Source organism: Halarchaeum salinum (genome assembly GCF_039520965.1).
Taxonomy (GTDB): domain Archaea; phylum Halobacteriota; class Halobacteria; order Halobacteriales; family Halobacteriaceae; genus Halarchaeum; species Halarchaeum salinum.
Genome location: NZ_BAAABL010000056.1, coordinates 1 through 15,837, shown reverse-complemented (window position 1 = coordinate 15,837; position 15,837 = coordinate 1). Strand labels below are relative to the sequence as shown.

Below are 15,837 nucleotides of genomic sequence, written 5' to 3'. Positions count from 1 at the left end.
TCGAAACCGGGAGACATGAAGAACGTCGACGACCTCATCGACAGCGCGGGCGATCTCGCTGCCCGCGGCCTCTCGCGGGGCGAGATCGCGGACGAACTGAACGTCTCGCGCGAGACGGCGAGCTGGCTCGTCGAGCGCGCCGGGCGGAGTACCGATGCCGTCGAGTCCGAGACCACCCGTGCGGGCGGCCCGCAGGACGTCCACGTCGACTGGAGCGCGATCGGTGAAGCCGGCGCGCGCCTCTCGGCGGTCGGTGCGGCCCTCGCCGACCTCCTGCGCGAGCACAGCCACGAGGTCGACCTCGTCATCGGCGTCGAGAAGGCCGGCGTCCCGCTCGCGACCGCCGTCGCGCGCGAACTCGAAACCGACCTCGGGACGTACACGCCACGCAAACACCAGTGGGAGGAAGGCGACATCGAGGACCTCGGTGGGAGTTTCAGCCGGAACTTCGCGCAGGTCGAGGGTCGAGACTGCTTCGTCGTCGACGACACCATCACCTCCGGAACGACGATCAGCGAGGCCGTCGAGGCCATCAAGGAGAGCGGCGGCAACGCCATCGCCGCGTCCGTTCTCGTCGACAAGCAGGGTGTCGGCGACGTCGACGGCGTTCCCGTCGATGCGCTCATGCAGGTCATCCGCGTCGGCAACGATTCCAACGAGGACGACGCGTAACGGCTACACCGTCGTTCAGACATCGGGAGCCACATCCTCCGTCGCTCGTGCGTTGCCGCTCACTCGTTTGGCGGCGACGCAGTCGCCCCCAGCACAACGCCTTTCCCCCCTCACCGCCAACCGACGTGCATGACGTTCGATCCGATGAGCGAGGGGCTAGACGATGACGAGGTGCAGGAGACGGTCGATTCAGCGATCGAGAACAACGAGGTCGTCCTCTTCATGAAGGGGACGCCGGTGATGCCCCAGTGTGGCTACTCGAAGCGGGCGGTCGGCCTCATCGGCCAGTACCGCGACGACTTCGAGGCCGTCGACACCCTCCAGAACCTGGAGGCGTTCCGCGAGGCGCTGAACGAGCACTCCGGCTGGGAGACGATCCCCCAGGCGTACGTCGAGGGCGAGTTCGTCGGCGGGAGCGACGTCCTCGCGCAGCTCGACGAGGAGGGCGACCTCGCCGACACGCTCAACGCCGCCGACGCCGCGGACGCTGACGCCGAGACGGACGCCGACGCGGAGGCCGCCCCTGACGGTGGGAGCGACGAGGACCTCGACGCGCCTTTCTGACGGCCGAGCTGCCCGTATTCTTCGAGTACCGGAACGACGGACGAGAAGTGGCGTGACGCGTCTGGTTAGCGGTCGTCCGGCAGGTCGTTCCACGGCGCGAAACCGGGATCGACGCGGCGCTCGGCGGCGTCGATGGCGTCGATGCGGCGGATCTCGTCGTCGGTGAGGTCGACACCGAGGCTGTCCCAGTTGTCCGCGATGTGGTCTTCGGAGGTTGCCTTCGGGATCGCCGTGACGCCCTTCTCGCGGAGCCACGCGAGCGCGACCTGTGCTTCGCTGGCGTCGTGAGCCTCGGCGATGTCGCCGAGCACGTCGTCCCCGAAGACATCGCCGCGCGCGAGCGGCGAGTACGCGACGAGTTCGATATCCGTCTCCGCCATGAACGAACGGAGCTGACGCTGCTGGAGGAAGGGGTGCAGCTCCACCTGGTTGGCGAAGATCGGTTCGTCCATGACCTCCTGGGCCTCCTCAAGGTGTCGTCGCTCGAAGTTCGAGACGCCGATGTGCTCGATCTTTCCGTCCGCTTTCAGCTCCTCGAGAGCAGGAAGAGTCTCCTCGGGATCGTACGTCCGGCCCGGCCAGTGGATGTAGAGGAGGTCGACGGAGTCGACGCCGAGTTTGTCGAGACTTTCCTCGGTGCTCTTGATGACGCCGTCGTGGTCGGCATGGTCGATCCACACTTTCGTCGCCAGGAAGACGTCCTCCCGCTCGACGTCGGCGTTCGCGATCCCGCGCCCGACGTCCTCCTCGTTGCCGTACGCTTGGGCGGTGTCAATGTGGCGATACCCCATTTCGAGGGCCGTCTCGACGGCGTTCGCGCACGCGTCGGGATCCGTGTTCTCCCACGTCCCGAGGCCGAGTCGCGGCATCCCGTTCGCGCGCGGAACGTCGTCGCTGGTGAACTTCGACATAGCCGATACCTGCCCCGGAAGCGCCAAAGGCGTTCGGGCGGCGGCGAGTCCCACCACCGACGACATCGCTCTGGCACGGTACGTACCACCACAACCGGCGAGCGCGCCCCCTTTGTGTGTCGGGGTCCGTAGGGCGCGTATGGAGACGGTCTACGAACTGCTCGCCGACCTCCCGGCGAGCGCGACGCTCCGCGCGCCCCCGGCGTCGCTCCCCGCCCGTGAGGTCCGCGCGACGTCGTACAAGGTTGGGAACTACCTTCGCTCGCGCGGCGTACATCGCGGCTCCGTCGTCGGCGTCGCGGACGATCCGGACCCGAAGGCGGTCTTCGCCTTCCTCGGGGCAACGCTCCTCGCCGCGCCCGTCCGCTTCGATCCGCCGCACGCGTTCGACGGCCGCGCCGTCGTCGCCCCCACCGCGACGCTCGACGCCTACGACCTCGGCCCCGGTGGTCAGCGCGTCGGCTACGGCGAGCGCCCCGAAAATCCGGCCGACGGCCACTTCGAGGGCGGCGTCTGGAGCGAGAATCCCGCGTTTCCGCCCGTCTCGTTCGACGGCGATGTCCGCGCCCTTCGCGACGCCGACGGCGACGGTTCGAGCCAAGCGGCCCTCCTCGCGCGTGCCGGGAACGTCGCTACAACCCTCGACGCCGAGAACGTCGTCGCGATCCGGGCACCGTTCACCCACGAGTCGACAGTCGTCGGCGTCCTCGGCGCGCTCCGTGCCGGCGCGACGGTGCTACTGCCGGACGATGGGATTGACGACAAAACGGACAGTGCGGACGATACCGAGACGGACGGCGCGGCGGTCGGTGACGTCGCGATCGTGACTGATGACGTCGACAGCGTGCCCGAGGGTCGCGTGCTCTCGTTCTAGCCTTCGACCTCGGCCATCGCCGCCAAGAGCCGATCGACGTCGTCGGCGGTGTTGAAGACGTGGAAGGACGCCCGTACGGTTCCCGTGGGGAGCGCGCGGACGACGACGTCGCGCTCCCGGAGGCCGGCGACGAGCGTCTCTGGATCGTCGCTCTCGAATGCGACGAGCCCTGATTCGTACTCGCGCGGCCCGACCAGTCGGCCGTCGGCGAGGCCATCCTTGAAGCGGTCGGTGAGCCGCTCGATCCGCGCACGGATCGTGTCGAGGCCGATCTCGTCGACGACGTCGAGCGCCTCGATCAGGCCTGCGTGTGGGCCCGGCGAAACTGTCCCGACTTCGAGGCGGCGCGCGCCCGCGTGAAACTCGTAGCCCTCACCCTCGGGATTGCGGACGCTCCGGTAGCCGACCTGTAACGGTTCGAGGCGCTCCGCGGCTACGGGGTCGACGTAGAGGAACCCCGCGCCCCACGGGCCACAGAGCCACTTGTGGCCGGCGGCGGCGACGTACTCCGCACCCCACGACTCGACGGGCATCGGCGCTTGGCCGGGTACCTGCACGGCGTCGACGAGCACCTCCGCGCCCGCGTCGTGGGCGTCGGCGACGAGGTCCGCGACGGGGAGATGCGTGCCCGCGGTCCACGTCAACGCGGAGAGACAGACGAGGCGGGCGTCGGCGACGGCCTCCCGATAGGCCGCGCGGTCGATTCGGCCCGCCTCGGTGGGGACGACGCGCGTCGTCACACCGTGGGCGTCACGGAGTCGTCGCCACGGGAGGACGCCGGCCGCATGCTCGACGTCCGTCCGGACGACGACGTCGCCCGGTTTCCAGTCGATCGCGGTCGCGATGCGGTTCACCCCGTCTGTCGTGGACTGCGTGAGCGCGACGTTCGCGGGGTCGGTGTCGAGAAACGTTCCGAGACGCTCGCGGGCGTCGTCGAACAGGGCGGCCGCCGTCCGATACGGGTTGTCCGCAGCGTGCGCCTCGTACTCGTGGCGTTCGAGCGCGTCCTCGGCCGCCTCGACGACCCGCCGAGGGGACGGCCCGCTCGCGCCCGTGTTCAGGTACGTGGCGTCGGCGAGTGCGGGGATATCGGCGCGGAGCGTCTCCGGATCCATACGCTCACTCCGTCGCCACGGGACAGAAATCTTGGGGGACTACTCGGCGAGGCGTTCGCGGATCGGCGCTGCGACGGCGTCCGGTGGGGCGTCGAACCACCGCGTCTCGACGATCTCGTCGCCCGGGTCGAGTTCGACGTCGCTGCCGAGGGGTTCGGCCTCGAAGTGGATCCAGAGGCCGCTGGCCCCCTCGCCGTCGTCGACGATCGAGAACGTCTGTCGGCGTGCGTGGAACGCGCCGGTGAGCGCGCACTCGACGCCGAGCTGTTCGGCGACGTGGCGTTTCGCGGTCTGTTCGTGGTTCTCGTGGCGCTCGAGGCCCCCACCGGGGAGGTCCCAGACGTCCGGGTTCCCCCGGTAGCGAACCAGCAGCGTCCGGCCGTCGGTTTCGAGCAGCGTGCGTGCCCCGCCGAGCCGGCCTTCGCTCGCGCTCGTCAGACAGTCGACGAGCGCCTCGCGCGGTACAGTGGTCCGCTCTTCGACGACGGGGAACTCCCCGTACGCCCCTCGCAGCTGTTCGATAGTGTCACCGACAGCCGCGTTCCCCTGTCGCGACATGCACATTCGTAGGGGCCTTGGCGGGAAAAACTATTGGGGTCGTGTTGTGACCGCTCGTTCCTCATACGGTATTGTTTGGGATGGGTACCCATACCGGACCGTCTCGACTCCGAGAGACGCACGTCCAAGACACCTCCGAGAACGCCGTATTCGGTCATCTCAGGCCCCGATCATCGCTTCAGAAGCCTTTTGCTTGCCCGCTTTGAACCGTGGGATACATGCACGATGACCTGAACTGGGCCATCGGCGGGGAAGCCGGCGATGGAATCGCCTCCACCGGGAAGGTGTTCGCGCAGGCACTCTCCCGCGCCGGCCGCCACGTCTTCACCTCGAAGGACTTCGCGTCCCGCATCCGAGGTGGCTACACCGCTTACAAGGTCCGAACCTCGGTTGATCGCGTTCAGAGCGTCGTCGACCGCCTCGACGTCCTCATCGCGCTCACCGAGCGGACCGTCGAGGAGAACATGGACGAACTACACGACGACTCCGTCATCATCTACGACGGCGAACGGACGGAGTTCAGCGACTTCGAGGTCCCCGAGGGGATGATCGGCCTCGACGTCCCGCTGAAGTCGCTCGCTGAGGACGCGGGCGGCGCGCTGATGCGGAACATCGTCGCCCTCGGTGCCGTCTGCGAGGTCGCGGAGTTCCCCATCGAGAACCTCGACGAGTCGCTCCAGAAGCGCTTTGGCTCCAAGGGCGAGAAGATCGTCGAGAACAACAAGGAGGCCGCGCGCCTCGGTGCCGACTACGTCGACGAGCACTACGCCGACGACGTGGGCACGCTCGACTACGAACTCGAGACGACGGACAACGACTACGTCCTCCTCAACGGCGACGAAGCCATCGGGATGGGCGCGATCGCCGCCGGCTGTAAGTTCTACGCCGGCTATCCGATCACGCCCGCGACGGACGTCATGACGTACCTTACGGGCCGTATCGAGGAGTTCGGCGGGCATGTCGTCCAAGCCGAGGACGAGCTCTCCGCGATCAACATGGCGCTCGGCGCGGCCCGCGCCGGTGCGCGCTCGATGACCGCGACGTCGGGTCCGGGTATCGACCTGATGACCGAGACGTTCGGGCTCGTCGCGACCTCCGAGACGCCGCTCGTCATTGCCGACGTCATGCGCTCGGGCCCCTCCACGGGGATGCCGACGAAGCAGGAGCAGGGCGACCTCAACATGCTCCTCTACGGTGGTCACGGCGAGATCCCGCGCTTCGTCCTCGCACCGACGACGGTCGCGGACTGTTTTCACAAGACCATCGAGGCGTTCAACCTCGCCGAGAAGTATCAGACGCCGGTGTATCTCGCCTCCGACCTCGCGATGGCGGTCACCGAGCAGACGTTCGCCCCGGAGGAGTTCGATATGGACGCAGTCGAGATCGACCGCGGGAAGGTCGTCGACGAGGACGACATCTCCGCCTGGCAGAACGAGAAGGACCAGTTCAAACCCCACGCCATCACCGAAGACGGCGTCAGCCCGCGCGCCTTCCCCGGAACCGAAGGCGGCGTCCACATGAGTACCGGGCTTGAGCACGACGAGCTCGGTCGCCGCACGGAGGAGGAAGAAGAACGCATCGAGCAGGTCGATAAGCGCGAGCGGAAGGTCGAGACCGCCCAAGAGCAAGAGGATTGGAGCCCGGTCGAATACGGCGACGCGGACGCAGACACGCTCGTCGTCTCCTGGGGATCCAACGAAGGAGCACTCGTCGAGGCTCTCGACCTCCTGGAGGAGGAGGGCGTCGACGTCCGCGTCCTCTCCGTCCCCTACATCTACCCGCGCCCCGACCTTTCCGAGGATGTCGCGGACGCGGAGACGACCATCGTTGTCGAGTGTAACGCGACGGGACAGTTCGCCGACGTCATCGAGAGCGACGTGCTCGAACGCGTCGATCGCATCAACAAGTACAACGGCGTCCGCTTCAAGGCGGACGAACTCGCGGCCGACATCAAGGAGGTCATCGCATGAGCTCAGACGTTCGATTCACCGATTTCAAGTCCGACAAACAGCCGACGTGGTGCCCGGGATGCGGCGACTTCGGGACCATGAACGGCATCATGAAGGGGCTCGCCGAGACCGGCAACTCCCCCGACGAGACGTTCGTCGTCGCCGGCATCGGTTGTAGCGGCAAGATCGGGACGTACATGCGCTCATACGCCCTCCACGGCGTCCACGGGCGCGCGCTCCCCGTCGGAACCGGTGTGAAGGTCGCCAACCCCGACATCGAGGTCGTCGTCGCCGGCGGCGACGGTGACGGCTACTCCATCGGGGCCGGCCACTTCATCCACGCTGTCCGGCGCAACATCGACATCACGTACGTCGTGATGGACAACCGCATCTACGGGCTCACCAAGGGGCAGGCATCCCCGACGTCCCGGCCGGACTTCGAGACGGCGACGACGCCCGAGGGCCCCAAACAGCCCCCGGTCAACCCGCTCGCGCTCGCGCTCTCCGCCGGTGGGAGCTTCATCGCCCAGTCGTTCTCCTCGAACGCCCTGCGCCACCAGGAGATCGTCCAGCAGGCCATCGAGCACGACGGCTTCTCGATCGTCAACACGTTCAGCCCGTGCGTGACGTTCAACGACGTCGACACCTACGACTACTTCCGCGACTCCATCGTCGATCTCGACGAGACGGACCACGACCCGACCGACCGCGACGCGGCCAAGGACAAGATCCTCGACAACGACAAGGAGTACATCGGCGTGCTCTGGGAGGACGAGGACGCAGTCGACTACAACACCGCCCACGGCGTCGAGGGCAACATGGCCGACATCGACGAGAGCGGCGCGCCCGACGGTGCAACCGACCTCGTCCGCGAGTTCTACTAACGGACTTTTTTACGCCGAGGGGTCGCCCGGCGACCCGCTCGGCGGCTTCGTGGGTGCGTACCGCGAACGCCCGTGACCGAAGCGACGGCGTCGCTTCGGAATCGTGCCGCGGGGCCCGCCGCCGGCTTCTGTTCTCGCCCAAACGTCGAAAACGACGTGGAGGCGTGCGTATTCAGCAACACTCATTAGCGAAACCCCGGTTCCGTACTGTATGACTGACCACTTCGACGTGGTTATCGCCGGGGCCGGGCCCGCGGGCGCGCAGTGCGCCAGGGATCTCGCGGCACGCGACTACGACGTGCTCGTCCTCGAAACCGAGAACGAGAACGAGTTCCCGCGACAGAGCAACAAGTCCACGGCGGGGACGTTCCCCGGCATGATGGGCTCGTTCGGCATCCCGGACGACGTCGTAATGCAGTTCACGGACGACGTCGTCCTCGAATCGCCCACCAATCACTTCACGCAACACCAGCCGGGTGCAGTGCTGGAGTTCGCGGAGTTCAAGCGCTTCCTCGTCCGCGAGGGGCGCGAGCACGGCGCGGAGTACCGCTTCGACTCGCGCGCGACCGCGCCGATCACGGAGAACGGTTCGGTCGTCGGCGTTCGGTACAACGGCGACGAGGCGGTCCACGCGGATATCGTCGTGGACGCGACGGGGCCGGCAGCACCGCTCGCGAAGCAACTCGGCGTCGTCGAGCTCGAACGGCAGAACCAGGCCATCGGCATCGAGTGGGAGATGGAGGGCGTCGAGGTTGACCATCCTGACTACGCGGATCTCACGGACGCGATGATGTTGCGCCTCGACCACGACCTCGCACCGGGCGGATACTCGTGGATCTTCCACACGGGCGGCGACACGGCGAAGGTTGGACTCTGCTACATCCAGAACGAGAAGTACCACTCGAACACGGACGGCATGAGCATCGACGACTACCTCGAACACTGGCTGGAGAGCGACCCGCGCTTCGACGACGCGGAGAAACTCGAGGGCAAACAGCACCGCGGCTCCGCGCACATCCAGCCGCCGAGTCAGCTCTCGACGGACGGCTTCATGGCGATCGGCGACACCGTCCCGTCCATCGACCCGCTCTGGGGCGAGGGCATCCACAAGGGGATGAAGTCCGCGCGCGCCGCCGCGGTCGCCACCGATCACTGCCTCACGGGGACGGTCGACACCTCCGCCGAGGAGATCGACGTCTACGACAAACTCTGGCACCGCGACGTCGCGCCCGACGCCGGCGTCCGACTCCTGATGACCCACCTCCTCTACTACGCGCCCAACGAACGGTACGACCGGCTCATGCGCGACATCAACGCGATGGACCTCGACACGCTCGCCGCCGCGAACGGCGGGAGCTTGCGCGCCATCTCGAAGCTCCTCCACCGTGAAGACCTCCCGATGCTTCGCGACTTCGCCCGCGAGAACCCCGGGATCGTCAAGGTGGGTCTCTCCGACTACGTCCCGTTCCTGTAAACCACCTCACCCTACTCCCTCGGCGCTACGCGCCTCGGTCCTTGAGGGTGGGGATTTGATGTGGACTCCTGGCAATCAGCCACCGGCAATTGGCTGGTGACTCTTGCCGTTCAACGTCCCATCATTTATACGCACATCTACTGGTGCGTCTCCGCTCCCCGACCTACTCGCTCACTTCGGTCGCTCCTTGAGGTCGGGGACCCACCTCGAAAATGCTGAACGACGCGCCCTCCGTCCGGCGGGCTGCGTGCGCGGGTACAAGTGCCATCACGGCACGACCCTCGTATGTGCTCGAACGACGCCCCCGCGGAGTGTGCGATGACTGACGACGCCTGCACGGGCGAGATACGCGGCGGCCACCGACTTGACGCGGTAACGTGGCGCGTTGTCGTCCGCGAGATCGGTGGTGCCGGACACGTCGTTCTACGACTTGACTTCGACGCGATCGATATCGCGCTCACGTTCGATGTCGAGACGGGCGAGCGGTTCGCGACCCGGTTCTCTCACGCGCTCGCTCGCGCGGACGCGGCGGGACGAGACCGATGAGGGTCGCAGAACGCGTCCGGCGACCGAGCTCACTCGAACATCCGCATCGACTGAGCCTGACTGGACTCCTCCTCGCCGGCCTGCTGCATCCGCTGGGCGAGCTGTTCTTTCTGTTCGCGGATCTCCTCGGCCTGCTCGACGAGCGTGTCGGTGTCGATTTCGATATCGGCGATCGGCTCGATCCCCTTGTCGATGAGCTGTTTGGACGCCGCGGGGTCGGGGAACTGCGGGTCGGATTCGACGACGACGCAGACGCCGTCGATGTCGTTGACGTCGGCGCGGTTGACGAGCGCACCCGTTGGCCCGCCGACGACGCCCTGCTCGGGCGGGGCGTCGATGTCGTGTGCTTCGAGAACCTCGGCACCGGTACCGGTGGCGACGCCGAACACCTCGGGAACGTGACTCGGGTCCTCTTCTTGCACCGGGAAGCCGCTGAGGTAGAGCGGCGTCGCGCCGACGTCCGTCACCCAGTCGGTGACGCACTCGGCGAACTCGGCGGCTGCGACGCGGTTGACGGGGATGTCGGCCTGGAGGGCGAGCAGGTCGCGCTCCTCGTCCGCGTAGAGGCGGACCGGCGGGCGCGCGGTGTAGTCGCCCTCGCCGTAGACGGCGACCTCCGGAAGCCCCTCGCAGTCGACGCTAGCGACGTACGTCATGTCGAACCGGTCGACGAGGTGGTCAGTGGCGATCTTCCCGACGAGACCGACGCCCGGCAACCCCTCGATGAGCACGGGGTCCTCGAGGTCGAATTCGGCTCGTTCTCTGACGCGTGCCATGGTGGCGACGACTCACGCGAGGGAGATAAGTCCGGGGGCGGCACTCGACGATGCTGAGGACGGTGGGCGCGACGGTGGCGGGCAGAACGCAACCCCCAAGCACGGCCGGCGCGAGTCACGGGACACGTATGGACGCGCTCGAACGCTACGAGCCGATCATCGACGACTACGGGGCGTTCCGCGAGGCCGTCGCGCGCCCGCTCCCCACCGTCGTCCGAGCGAACGGCATCAAGGCCGACCCGGACCGGGCGGCCGCGGCGCTGGAAGCAGAGGGCGTGGGTGTGACGCGTCGCGCGTGGAACCCCGCGATCCTCGAAGTCGACACGGACAAGCCGGGCAACACCTGGCCGTACTTCCACGGCTGGATCCACGGCCAGGAGGAAGTGTCCGCGATCCCCGCGGCGGTCCTCGACCCCGAACCGGGTGATGCGGTGTGGGACACCTGCGCCGCGCCGGGATCGAAGACGACGCAGCTCGCCGACCTGCTCGACGACGAGGGGTTGCTCGTGGCGAATGACGACAACCTCGGGCGACTCTCGGCGCTACGCTCGAACGCCGAGCGCCTCGGCGCGACGTGCGTCGCCGTGACGAACGAGGACGCCCGGCGCTTCACCACCGAAGGGTTCGGGATCGACGCCTTCGACGCCGTGCTCGCCGACGTCCCCTGTACCTGCGAGGGGACGATCCGGAAGAACGCGGACGCGCTCGACACGGTCGGCCGCGAGGCGAGTTTGAACATCGCCGCGCTCCAGGCGGACATCCTCCGGCGGGCGATCCGCCTCACGCGCGACGGCGGGACGGTCGTCTACTCGACCTGCACCTTCGCGCCCGAGGAGAACGAGGGCGTTCTCGATCGCGTCCTCGACGACGAGCCGGTCGAGCTGGTGGACTTCGAGGTCGATCTCGACTCCTCGCCGGGCCTCACCGCGTGGGACGACGAGACGTACGACGCGTCGCTGGCGAAGGCCAAACGCTTCTATCCGCACCAGAACGACACGGGCGGGTTCTTCTGTGCGAAGCTGGAGGTGGCGCGATGAGCGAGAACACGAGCTATCGATTCGAGCGCCTGCCCGCCACCGCGGACGAGCGCGACGTCGAGGGGCGGGCGACCCGCGCGGCGGTCATCTCTTACTGGACGGATCGCTTCGGCGTCCCCGAGTCCGTCCTTGACCCCTACACCTTCTGGGAGAAGGGCGCAGGGAAGGTCTGGATCGCGGCGAGCGACGTCCCCGACGGCCTCGCAGTCGAGTCGCTCGGGATGACGTTCCTCCGGACGCGACAGGAGCACTGGAAGCCGACGACGAACGCCGCCCAGCGATTCGGCCGACTGGCCACCGAGAACGTCCTCACGCTCACCGACGACGAGGCGCGGGCGTTCGTCGCGGGCGACGACCGAGAGGTCGAGTGGAACGGCGACTGGGGCTACCTGATCGCCGCCCACGACATTGCGGGCGAGCATGCGGCCGGGCGACCCGAACCGCTCGGCGTCGGCCTCTATCTCCACGGCGAGCTCCGCTCGATGATCCCGAAGGGCCGTCGACGGGAGTTCTAAGTCTTCTCGCGCACGACACCGCCACCCAACCCTTCCCACTCGACGCGGTACTCCAGCGCGGCGAGCACCGCGCTCGTCTCCGTGAGCCCGCGTTGCTCGATCCGCTCCTCGGCCTCATCAAGTGCCATGCCGGCCTCGATCTCGTCGCGGAGGGCGTCGATCACCGCGGGGCGGACGAGCGTCCGTCCCACCAGGTCGTGCTCGGGGAACGCGCGGTCCTCGATCGCGTCGACGGGCACGCCGTGAGACTCCGCGAGCGCGTCGAGCGCCACGACGTCCGCGTCCGGCACGAGCGCGTTGGGGAGGTCGTCGCTCGCGGCCGCCTCCAGATCCGTCTCGAACTCGCGGAGGGCGTCCACGACGTCCTTCACGCGCACCGACCCCGTGTAGGGGATCGCGCGGTGGTCGCGCGTCTCGATCTCGTCGCCGACACCGAGTGACTCGTCGACGGCGACGAGGAGTTCAACGTCCGTCGCGTCCAGTTGTGCGAGCTTCTTCTCGACGTATTCGGGCGTCCAGAACCCCATGATCTCGAAGTACACCCGAAAGTCGGCGTAGCGGTAGTCGAAGGCGAAGTCGGGGACCATCAGGTGGTCGCCGGCGTCGAGGAGGTCGGGTTCGCGCACGAGATCCCAGTCGAGGTCGAGCGCCGCGAAACGCGCCGCGAACTCGCGTTCGACGCCGCTGTCGTAGGAGACGTCGGTCACGGGCTCCGCGTCCGGGACGCGAAGCGGGTCGGCATCGCTGAGGGTCATCGTCCGCTCGGTGCCCCGGTCGTCGATCGTCGCCTCCACGCGCCACTCGTCGCGCCCGACGACGGCGCGGAGGACGCGGGCGAAGCGTGTCCCGTACCGTCTGGTTCGGCGGAAGAGCGCATCCGGGCCGGTGAGCACGACCTCGCGGCCGACACCGCCGTCGACCTCGTGGACCTCGTAGAGGAGGCCGAGGCGCTTGATCGCAAGGACGAGCGAGCGCGGATCGTCCGTGCGGACGCGAACCTCCGTTGCGTCGAAGAGCGCCGTCTGTGCGAGCGAGATGTTGTACTGGGCGACGAGCGCGTCCGCGCCCCAGCGCGACTCGACGGCGGTGAGGACTTCGCGGGCGTCGCGGTCGGCGTGGAGGCTGGTCGCCACGTCGTCAGGCGTCGCGTCGAGGCGCTCGGCGGCGTCGGCGAGCGCGCGCTCGCGTTCGCCCTCCGTGACGACGCCGACGTCCTCCGCGGCGGCGAACGCCACGTTGCGGGCCGTTCGGGGCTCGACAGGTGCGCGGACCTCGAAGGTCGCGTCGCGATCGACGAGCTTCGCGAAGCCGCGCACGAGCTTGAAGTCGGGCGCGTCGCGTTCGAGGGCGGTGAGGGCCGCCGACAGCGCTCGACGGTCGTCGCCGACGGCGTCGCGATAGGCGTCGAGGACCCGGCCAGCGACGGCGGTATCGTCTGCGTCGGCGAAGCGCGGTCGGTAGCCGCCGCCGGCGCGCGACACCCGGAGGAGGTCCTTCGTGAGCACGCCACGACGTTGACGACCGGCGGATAAAAGACACCGGGAACCGATCGTGGCAGTATGGACCGACGGACGTTCCTCGCGCGCGGTGCGGGTGCCGCCGGCCTCTGCGGCCTCGCCGGCTGTCTCGGGGCGTCGGACGATCCGGCCCCGCTCATCGTCGCGAGTAGCGACATCAGCTTCGGCGATGAGGGCGCGCTCGCCGTCGAGGCCATCGTTTCGAACGTCGAGGCTGACCGGTATGCGGCGACCGTCGTCTTCCACCCCGAGGTCGACGGTAAGACGCGCGAGCGTACCGTCGAGGTGACGTTCGCGCCGAACAGTACGCGAACCGTGACGGTGACGTACGAGGACGTTCGCCGCGCGAACGCGCCGAGCGTGACGCCACACGTCTCGCTGCGCGACGTCCGGCGGGCGTAGCGCCGGCCCCATGCCTACCGCCGGCCTCACACCCCCGCCGTCGCCACGCGCACCTCGCGCCGTCGCCACGCGCGCCTACCGCGGTCGCCACACGCGCCTATCGCGGTCGCCACACGCGCCTATCGCCGGCGATCCGCGACGCGTTCTTCTGCCGTGTCGGCGCTCACGAGCTCGTAGAGCGTCGCGCGCGAGTCGTCAGCCTTCGGGCGGAGCACCCGACCAAGGCGTTGGGTAAACTCGCGCTCGCTCCCCGACCCCGCGAAGACGACGGCGACGTTCGCGTCCGGGACGTCCACGCCCTCGTCGAGGACGTTCGCGGTCACGACCCGCGAGTACGTCCCCTCGCGGAACTTCCGCAGTATCTCGCGGCGCTCCTTCGCGCCCGTCTCGTGGGTGATCGGCGGGAGGAGGAAGCGCTCGGAGAGCCGGTAGACGAGGTCCGTCGAGGCCGTGAAGACGATGACGCGGTCCCCGCGGTGGTCGTCGAGGATCGACGCGAGCTCAGCGACCTTCGCGTCGGACTCCTGCACGATGGTTCGCGCGCGCTGTTTGGCGAGGAGCGCCTCCCGCGCCCGCGGGTCGTTCCCGGATCGTTTGACGAGCTCCTGGTAGTCGCTCCCCGAGGTGAACGTGATGTTCGCCTGCTGGAGGTAGTCGGTAAACGTACCCTGTGCGTCCTCGTAGCGCTCGCGTTCCTCGGCCGTGAGCGGGACTTCGATCCGGCGGACGTCGTAGGGCGCGAGGTGCTCGCCCGCGAGGTCGTCGACGTCGAGGCGGTACACCACGTCGCCGACGAGCTCTTTGAGGATTTCGTGGGCACCGTCCGGGCGTTCGAACGTCGCGGTGAGACCGAGGCGGGCGGGCGCGGCCAGCAAGCGCGCGATGTCGCGATACCCCTCGCCGCCGAGGTGGTGGACCTCGTCGAAGACGACGAGCCCGAAGCGATCGCCGAGTTCGTCCGCGCGGAGGTACGCCGAGTCGTACGTCGCGACGGTCACGTCGCCGACCACCTGCTCGCCGCCGCCGAGCTGGCCGACCTTGCAGTCGAACTCCGTTTCGAGTTCCGCGCGCCACTGGTTAAGGAGGTCGATGGTGGGGACGACGACGAGCGCCGTCTCCCCGACGGCCTCGATGGCCTTCAGCGCGAGGACGGTCTTGCCCGCGCCCGTCGGGAGTTCGACGACGCCGCGCTCGTCGTTGTCCTCCCACGCGTCGAGCGCCTCGTGTTGGTAGTCGCGCAGGTCGTACGTCGAGGCGACGTCGAGGCGCTCCCAGCGCGGCACCGAATCCTCGACGGTCACGCCGAGCGTTCGCAGGTGGGCGCGCAGTGGCCCGTAGCGATAGCCCGGCACGCGCCCGCTGTCCGTGCGCTCGTCGCGCTCGACGTACGGGAGGCGGCCATAGACATCGGCGTCGCCACCGACTCGTACCGTTCCGTCCGCGTAGTCGAGCGTGACCGGCATCGCCTCACCGTATGAACTACCCGGATAAAACACCCCGCTCTTTGCGTGGTGATGGCCCTCCCGTGTCGATAGATTGATCACTCAAAGTGTGGAATACCGTTTCGTATTTGGTGATGAAGCGCACGTCTCGGAGGTTAATACGCCGCACTGTCCGCCGGATCATCGGCATCGGATACTACGCTTTCGGGATCATCGTTTCGCTCGTCGCTACGGGGATTCACCGTCTTTGGCTTCAGATAACGCTCGTCTTCGCCGGTGTCGTATTCGCTGGAGGTGCATACTACTTTGACTCCTTACGCCGCCAGCGGCGAGTGACAGACGACAAACTTGAGCCACTGCTTGATGGGGTTTTGTTTCCGCTGATACTCGACGAATACCGCGGGATGGTCGAAGATCCGCCCGAAATCAGGGTGAACCTGATGCTTCTCCGATACCGAGATGTAACTCCTGTTGGGCAGGAACGGAACCTCTGGCCGTGGCAGCGGTCGATGGCGGCCGATTTCACCTATGGTGCTCCGTTGAACGCCGACGCCCTCTGCGGATTGTATCGCTGATTTCAGGGGATTTGGACGCCGTCTGG

16 protein-coding genes and 1 pseudogene are annotated in these 15,837 nt (G+C 67.8%); 11 read left to right on the top strand and 6 right to left on the bottom strand.

Going from position 1 to position 15,837, the window contains the following annotated elements:
- Positions 1 to 15: 15 nt before the first annotated feature.
- Both gfcR and ABDZ36_RS09510 read left to right on the top strand, forming a co-directional pair.
- On the top strand, positions 16 to 672 hold the full coding sequence (gene gfcR / locus ABDZ36_RS09515) for a transcriptional regulator GfcR (protein WP_211312610.1): 657 nt from the start codon (positions 16 to 18) through the stop codon (positions 670 to 672).
- Positions 673 to 801: 129 nt separating this feature from the next.
- A pseudogene (locus tag ABDZ36_RS09510) lies at positions 802 to 1,146 on the top strand (glutaredoxin family protein); the annotation flags it as partial.
- A gap of 155 nt (positions 1,147 to 1,301) precedes the next feature.
- Here the strand turns inward: ABDZ36_RS09510 and ABDZ36_RS09505 are convergent.
- Positions 1,302 to 2,147: an aldo/keto reductase gene (locus ABDZ36_RS09505; protein WP_343749294.1), complete on the bottom strand. Its 846-nt coding sequence runs from the start codon at positions 2,145 to 2,147 to the stop codon at positions 1,302 to 1,304.
- Between the two features lie 139 nt (positions 2,148 to 2,286).
- On the opposite strand from ABDZ36_RS09505, the gene ABDZ36_RS09500 reads away from it, so the two are divergent.
- A complete protein-coding gene (locus ABDZ36_RS09500) occupies positions 2,287 to 3,021 on the top strand; it encodes a hypothetical protein (protein WP_211312612.1) in 735 nt (244 codons plus the stop codon).
- Here the strand turns inward: ABDZ36_RS09500 and ABDZ36_RS09495 are convergent.
- Together ABDZ36_RS09495 and ABDZ36_RS09490 are read right to left on the bottom strand one after the other, a co-directional pair.
- The gene (locus ABDZ36_RS09495) at positions 3,018 to 4,136 is read right to left on the bottom strand and encodes an aminotransferase class V-fold PLP-dependent enzyme (RefSeq protein WP_211312614.1); all 1,119 of its coding nucleotides are present in this window, start codon (positions 4,134 to 4,136) and stop codon (positions 3,018 to 3,020) included. The genes ABDZ36_RS09500 and ABDZ36_RS09495 overlap by 4 nt on opposite strands.
- 39 nt (positions 4,137 to 4,175) lie before the next feature.
- Positions 4,176 to 4,694, bottom strand: a complete 519-nt coding sequence (locus tag ABDZ36_RS09490) for an NUDIX hydrolase (RefSeq protein WP_211312616.1) — start codon at positions 4,692 to 4,694, stop codon at positions 4,176 to 4,178.
- Between the two features lie 218 nt (positions 4,695 to 4,912).
- Here ABDZ36_RS09490 and ABDZ36_RS09485 point away from each other — a divergent pair, with 218 nt between their 5' ends.
- The 4 genes from ABDZ36_RS09485 (at position 4,913) to ABDZ36_RS09470 (ending at position 9,547) form a co-directional block, all read left to right on the top strand.
- The gene (locus ABDZ36_RS09485; RefSeq protein ID WP_211312618.1) at positions 4,913 to 6,664 is read left to right on the top strand and encodes a 2-oxoacid:acceptor oxidoreductase subunit alpha; all 1,752 of its coding nucleotides are present in this window, start codon (positions 4,913 to 4,915) and stop codon (positions 6,662 to 6,664) included.
- Positions 6,661 to 7,527, top strand: coding sequence for a 2-oxoacid:ferredoxin oxidoreductase subunit beta (locus ABDZ36_RS09480; protein WP_211312620.1), 867 nt, complete (start codon positions 6,661 to 6,663; stop codon positions 7,525 to 7,527). Before ABDZ36_RS09485 ends, ABDZ36_RS09480 begins: the two co-directional genes overlap by 4 nt.
- A 211-nt stretch (positions 7,528 to 7,738) precedes the next feature.
- On the top strand, positions 7,739 to 9,001 hold the full coding sequence (locus tag ABDZ36_RS09475; RefSeq protein ID WP_211312622.1) for a digeranylgeranylglycerophospholipid reductase: 1,263 nt from the start codon (positions 7,739 to 7,741) through the stop codon (positions 8,999 to 9,001).
- Between the two features lie 285 nt (positions 9,002 to 9,286).
- The gene (locus tag ABDZ36_RS09470) at positions 9,287 to 9,547 is read left to right on the top strand and encodes a hypothetical protein (protein WP_211312623.1); all 261 of its coding nucleotides are present in this window, start codon (positions 9,287 to 9,289) and stop codon (positions 9,545 to 9,547) included.
- 29 nt (positions 9,548 to 9,576) lie between these two features.
- Here the strand turns inward: ABDZ36_RS09470 and ABDZ36_RS09465 are convergent, their stop codons facing one another.
- Entirely contained in the window at positions 9,577 to 10,323 is a 747-nt protein-coding gene (locus ABDZ36_RS09465; protein ID WP_211312624.1) for a proteasome assembly chaperone family protein, read from the bottom strand.
- Positions 10,324 to 10,451: 128 nt separating this feature from the next.
- Between ABDZ36_RS09465 and ABDZ36_RS09460 the strand changes: the two genes are divergently transcribed.
- Together ABDZ36_RS09460 and ABDZ36_RS09455 are read left to right on the top strand one after the other, a co-directional pair.
- A complete protein-coding gene (locus ABDZ36_RS09460; RefSeq protein WP_211312626.1) occupies positions 10,452 to 11,360 on the top strand; it encodes an RsmB/NOP family class I SAM-dependent RNA methyltransferase in 909 nt (302 codons plus the stop codon).
- Positions 11,357 to 11,875 (top strand): DUF7122 family protein, encoded by a 519-nt coding sequence (locus tag ABDZ36_RS09455; protein ID WP_211312627.1) that lies wholly within the window; start codon positions 11,357 to 11,359, stop codon positions 11,873 to 11,875. The genes ABDZ36_RS09460 and ABDZ36_RS09455 overlap by 4 nt, the downstream gene beginning before the upstream one ends.
- Here ABDZ36_RS09455 and ABDZ36_RS09450 read toward each other — a convergent pair.
- Positions 11,872 to 13,380, bottom strand: coding sequence for a DUF790 family protein (locus ABDZ36_RS09450; RefSeq protein WP_211312628.1), 1,509 nt, complete (start codon positions 13,378 to 13,380; stop codon positions 11,872 to 11,874). The genes ABDZ36_RS09455 and ABDZ36_RS09450 overlap by 4 nt on opposite strands.
- 54 nt (positions 13,381 to 13,434) lie before the next feature.
- Between ABDZ36_RS09450 and ABDZ36_RS09445 the strand changes: the two genes are divergently transcribed.
- A complete protein-coding gene (locus ABDZ36_RS09445) occupies positions 13,435 to 13,794 on the top strand; it encodes a hypothetical protein (RefSeq protein ID WP_211312629.1) in 360 nt (119 codons plus the stop codon).
- Between the two features lie 119 nt (positions 13,795 to 13,913).
- On the opposite strand, the gene ABDZ36_RS09440 is transcribed toward ABDZ36_RS09445, so the two are convergent.
- Positions 13,914 to 15,257, bottom strand: coding sequence for a DEAD/DEAH box helicase family protein (locus tag ABDZ36_RS09440; protein ID WP_211312630.1), 1,344 nt, complete (start codon positions 15,255 to 15,257; stop codon positions 13,914 to 13,916).
- 113 nt (positions 15,258 to 15,370) lie between these two features.
- Here ABDZ36_RS09440 and ABDZ36_RS09435 point away from each other — a divergent pair, with 113 nt between their 5' ends.
- Positions 15,371 to 15,811, top strand: a complete 441-nt coding sequence (locus ABDZ36_RS09435; RefSeq protein ID WP_343749293.1) for a hypothetical protein — start codon at positions 15,371 to 15,373, stop codon at positions 15,809 to 15,811.
- The last annotated feature ends 26 nt before the right edge of the window (positions 15,812 to 15,837 follow it).